Source organism: bacterium (assembly GCA_027622355.1).
GTDB lineage: Bacteria > UBA8248 > UBA8248 > UBA8248 > UBA8248 > JAQBZT01.
Window position 1 is genome coordinate 1 of sequence record JAQBZT010000257.1, and the last position, 4,249, is coordinate 4,249.

The window sequence follows — 4,249 nt, forward strand, 5'->3', positions numbered from 1 at the left end:
CGCCTTCGCGGGGAGGTGGCACGCCTGCGGGATGCGATCGCCGATCGCGCCCTTGCGCTCTCGAAAGCGCGGGAGAAGAGCGCCCGCAAGCTCGACGGCGGAATGCGAAAAGGCCTCGCGGAACTCGGCATCGCGGGCGCCCTCTTCGAGACCCGCCTCGCCCGCCGCCCCGACCCGGAGGGCTTCGTCAAAACAGATGAGGGCACCGTCCGCCTCCAGTCGGACGGGATCGATCAGGCCGAGTTTTTCTTCTCCCCCAATCCCGGGGAGGCGCCCCGCCCTCGCGCGCGTCGCCTCGGGGGGCGAGCTCTCCCGCCTCATGCTCGCGCTCGAGGCCGAGCTGCGGCGCGGCGACCGCATCCCCACCCTGATTTTCGACGAGGTGGACGCCGGCATCGGCGGCGCCGTGGCCGAGGTGGTGGGAAGGAAACTGCTCGAGGTCTCCCGGAACCACCAGGTGTTCGTCATCACCCACCTGCCCCAGGTGGCGAGCCTGGCGGACATCCACTTCCGCATCGAAAAGCGCACCGCGGGCGGGCGGACCTTCACCACCATCGAGCCCATCGAGGGCGAGGCGCGCATCGAGGAGATCGCCCGGATGGGTGCGGGCCTCGAAGTCACCCCCGCCGCCCGCAGACACGCCGCCGAGATGCTCAAGGCCTCGAAGCAGAAAAAACCCCCCGCATCCTCGAAAGTCTGAGCCATTTTCCTTTTCCTGCCCAACAAAAAAACGGCCCCCGGATGGGAGCCGCCTTTTTGGATCGTCCGTATCCCGTGTCTACTCGTCCTGGTACTGCTGGAGGCTCTGGAGGACGGAGACATCCTCAAGCGTGGTGGTATCGCCCACCTGCGCGGCGCCTGAGGCGATGTCGCGCAGGAGCCGCCGCATGATCTTGCCGCTCCGCGTTTTGGGGAGGGCGTCGGTGAAGCGCATGTAGTCGGGCCGCGCGATGGCGCCGATCTCCTTCACCACCCAGTCCATGAGGACCTTCTCCAGGGCGACGTTCTTCTTGTTCACCCCCCTCAAGGTGACGAAGGCGGCGATGGACTCGCCCTTGATCTCGTGCGGGATGCCGACGCAGGCCGCCTCGGCCACATCGGGATGGGCGACGAGGGCGCTTTCGACCTCCATCGTCCCGAGGCGATGGCCCGCGATGTTGATCACGTCATCCACCCGGCCCATGATCCAGATGTAGCCGTCCTTGTCCTTGCGGGCGCCGTCGCCGGTGAAGTAGCAGCCCTTCACGTCGCTCCAGTACTGCTTCCGGTAGCGCGCGTCGTCCCTCCAGATGGTGCGGAGCATCGAGGGCCAGGGCTTTCTGATGACCAGCAGGCCGCCGCCCTCTGGCCCGACCGACTTGCCATCTTCCGTCACGACATCGGGGACGACCCCGAAGAAGGGAAGCGTCGCCGTCCCCGGCTTGGTGGGGATGGCGCCGGGGAGCGGAGTGATCATGATGGCGCCCGTTTCGGTCTGCCACCAGGTATCCACGATGGGGCATTTCTTCTTGCCGATCACCTTGTGGTACCACATCCAGGCTTCGGGGTTGATGGGCTCGCCCACCGTCCCCAGAAGGCGCAGGGAGGAGAGATCGCAGCCGTTCGGGTGCTCGTCCCCCCACTTCATGAAGGCGCGGATGGCGGTCGGCGCCGTGTAAAAAATGTTGACCTTGTACTTCTCGACGACCTTCCAGAAGCGATCGGGACCGGGGTGGTTCGGCGCCCCTTCGTACATGACCGAGGTGGCGCCGTTGAGGAGCGGGCCGTAGACGATGTAGCTGTGGCCCGTCACCCAGCCGATGTCGGCCGTGCACCAGAAGGTGTCCTCGTCCTTGAGGTCGAAGACGTATTTCGTGGTGAGGTAGGTGCCGCACATGTAGCCGCCGGTCGTATGGACGATGCCCTTGGGCTTTCCGGTCGTTCCACTCGTGTAGAGGATGTAGAGCGGATGCTCGGAATCAAGTTTCTCCGCCGGGCAGACGGCGGATGCGCTCGCCATCAGGCTATGCCACCAATAGTCGCGCCCCTCCTTCATGCCGACGTTCGTGCCGGTCCGCTTCAGGACGATGACGTGCTTGATGCTCGGGCAGTCCTTCACCGCCTCGTCGGTGCTCTCCTTGAGGGGCACCACCTTGCCGCGCCGCCAGCCGCCGTCAGCGGTGAGGACGGTGGTTGCCTGGGCATCCTGGATGCGATCCTTCAGGGAGTTTGCGCTAAAGCCCGCGAAGACAACGCTGTGGGGCGCACCGATGCGGGCACAGGCGAGCATCGCGATCGCCGCTTCGGGGGTCTGGGGCATGTAGATGACGACCCGGTCGCCCTTCTTGACGCCGACGTTCTTCATGGCGTTGGAAAACTTGCAGACCTCGCGGTGGAGTTCCTGATAGGTGAGGATGCGGGAGTCGCCCGGCTCGCCCTCCCAGACGAGGGCCGCCTTGTTTTTTCGCCAGGTGGTGAGGTGCCGATCGAGGCAGTTGTAGGAAATGTTCGTCTTGCCGCCGACAAACCATTTCGCGTGCGGCTCCTTCCACTTCAGCACGGTGGTCCATTTCTTGAACCAGTGGAATTCGCCCGCCACCTTGGCCCAGAATTTGGCGGGCGAGTTGACGGATTCCTTGTACATCTTCTTGTAGGCAGCAAGGGATTTGATGTGCGCGTTCCTGGAAAATTCCTTGGACGGCTTGAATATCCGCTTCTCCTGCAAAAGAGTGTCGAATTTCGTGAAATCGGCCATATGGTTTCCCCACCTTTGTCGATGGAATCTCAGCTACACAGGTTTTGTGCCGGAATATGTCTGTATTGTTGTGGATTTTCGGGGATTTCTCAAGCACCCGGAAGGGCGTCTGTGCGCAGCCCTGAAAAGACGGGTCAATCGCCCCATCTTTCGCGGAGGTCCCGGGCGGCGGCGGCCGGATCCTCTGCGCCCAGGAGGGCGCCGATGAGGGCGAGGCCGCCCGCTCCCGCCGCGCGGCACTCAGCGGCGCTCTCGGGCCCGAGGCCGCCCAGGGCATAGACCGGGCCGGGAAGTTTGCGCGCCGTCTCGCCAAAACGCGCAAGGCCCAGATGCGGCCCTCGGGAAAATTTACTCCGCGTCGGAAAGACAGGGCTCAGTGTGATGAAATCGGCGCCCTCCGCGAAGGCTTCCGCCGCCTCCTCTTCCCCGTGGGCGGAGTAGCCGATCAGCCCTTCAAAGGCGAGCCGCGCGCGCACGGCGGCGACCGGAAGGGTGTCCTTGCCGAGTTGGACGCCCGCCGCGCCCAGCGCGAGGGCCAGGGCGGGATCGCCGTTGACGATCACGTGCGCGGAAAAGCGCGCGGCCAGCGCCATCACCTCGAGGCCCAGCTCATAGCGCGCGCGCGGGGAGAGATCTTTTTCGCGGAATTGGATCAGGCGCACGCCGCCGGAGAGGCATGCCTCGAGGGTTTCGAGAAATCTGCCCTCCGGCACCGCATGGCGATCGGTGATAAGATAAATCGGATCGAGTAGATCGTTCAAGGCAGGAACCTAATATTTATTGACAGAGACCTTAATCACAACACATCGATTTTTGTTCGGGTCATCCAAATTTTCTCTTGACGAAACCATCTCTCTAAAACCTTTCGAAAATATTCAAAAAACTTTTCATTGAATTGATCATCGAGAACATCAACTTGGTATTTGAAGTGTTCCTCCTCAGGGTACGCTGCCCATCCCCCCGATCCAGCATATTGGCTATATCCCTCAAAGAATTCCGTCAGAAGTATCTGAAGACACTCAAACTTGAGCGTTTCGACAGAATCCCCATCGTTATATTGTTTAGGAACAAGAAACTCATATCGCCACCAATCGTGTTGAGAGCTTCTTCCAGGTATCGGTTTCTGGGCCATCGATTAATCCTGAAAATCAAAAGTCCTATATTTAATACCCTTTTTTTCGAGTGCTTCGATTTGCGCATCCGAGGTCGCAACAGACACAGTTCCAGACACACCTAAAGTGAACCCGCTCGAGACGAGGGTATAGTGACCCTCGGCGGCCTCTTCTGGATCGAACTCGATGATCAGGGGTTTCGCCAGCGGTTGCCCAAACCTAGAAATGCGTTCCTTTTCCTTGTCGAAAACGCCCTCCTCAAAATAAGAATTCAGGCGAGCCTTTTCTAAAGGGGTTACCTTTGGTTTCTCTTCGTCTTTCTTGTTCTGAGAAGATCCAGAAGATTTGGCCATCATTACCTCCTTATCCTCAGCTGCCCACCACCCCGGCGAGGGGGCTGGAG

6 protein-coding genes are annotated in these 4,249 nt (G+C 61.2%); 1 reads left to right on the forward strand and 5 read right to left on the reverse strand.

Annotated features, from left to right (window positions below):
* A partial coding sequence (locus O2807_12790) for a hypothetical protein (protein MDA1001376.1) occupies positions 1-321 on the reverse strand: 321 nt, incomplete at its 3' end.
* Between O2807_12790 and O2807_12795 the strand changes: the two genes are divergently transcribed.
* On the forward strand, positions 320-700 hold the full coding sequence (locus tag O2807_12795) for a hypothetical protein (protein ID MDA1001377.1): 381 nt from the start codon (positions 320-322) through the stop codon (positions 698-700). The two genes, O2807_12790 and O2807_12795, sit on opposite strands and share 2 nt — an antisense overlap.
* Positions 701-778: 78 nt before the next feature.
* On the opposite strand, the gene acs is transcribed toward O2807_12795, so the two are convergent.
* From acs to O2807_12815, 4 genes are all read right to left on the reverse strand, one after another.
* Complete coding sequence (gene acs / locus O2807_12800; protein MDA1001378.1) at positions 779-2,734, reverse strand: acetate--CoA ligase; 1,956 nt, start codon at positions 2,732-2,734, stop codon at positions 779-781.
* Between the two features lie 134 nt (positions 2,735-2,868).
* Positions 2,869-3,495, reverse strand: a complete 627-nt coding sequence (thiE, locus tag O2807_12805) for a thiamine phosphate synthase (protein MDA1001379.1) — start codon at positions 3,493-3,495, stop codon at positions 2,869-2,871.
* Positions 3,496-3,530: 35 nt separating this feature from the next.
* Complete coding sequence (locus O2807_12810) at positions 3,531-3,866, reverse strand: hypothetical protein (protein ID MDA1001380.1); 336 nt, start codon at positions 3,864-3,866, stop codon at positions 3,531-3,533.
* Positions 3,867-3,869: 3 nt separating this feature from the next.
* A partial coding sequence (locus O2807_12815) for a hypothetical protein (protein ID MDA1001381.1) occupies positions 3,870-4,249 on the reverse strand: 380 nt, incomplete at its 5' end.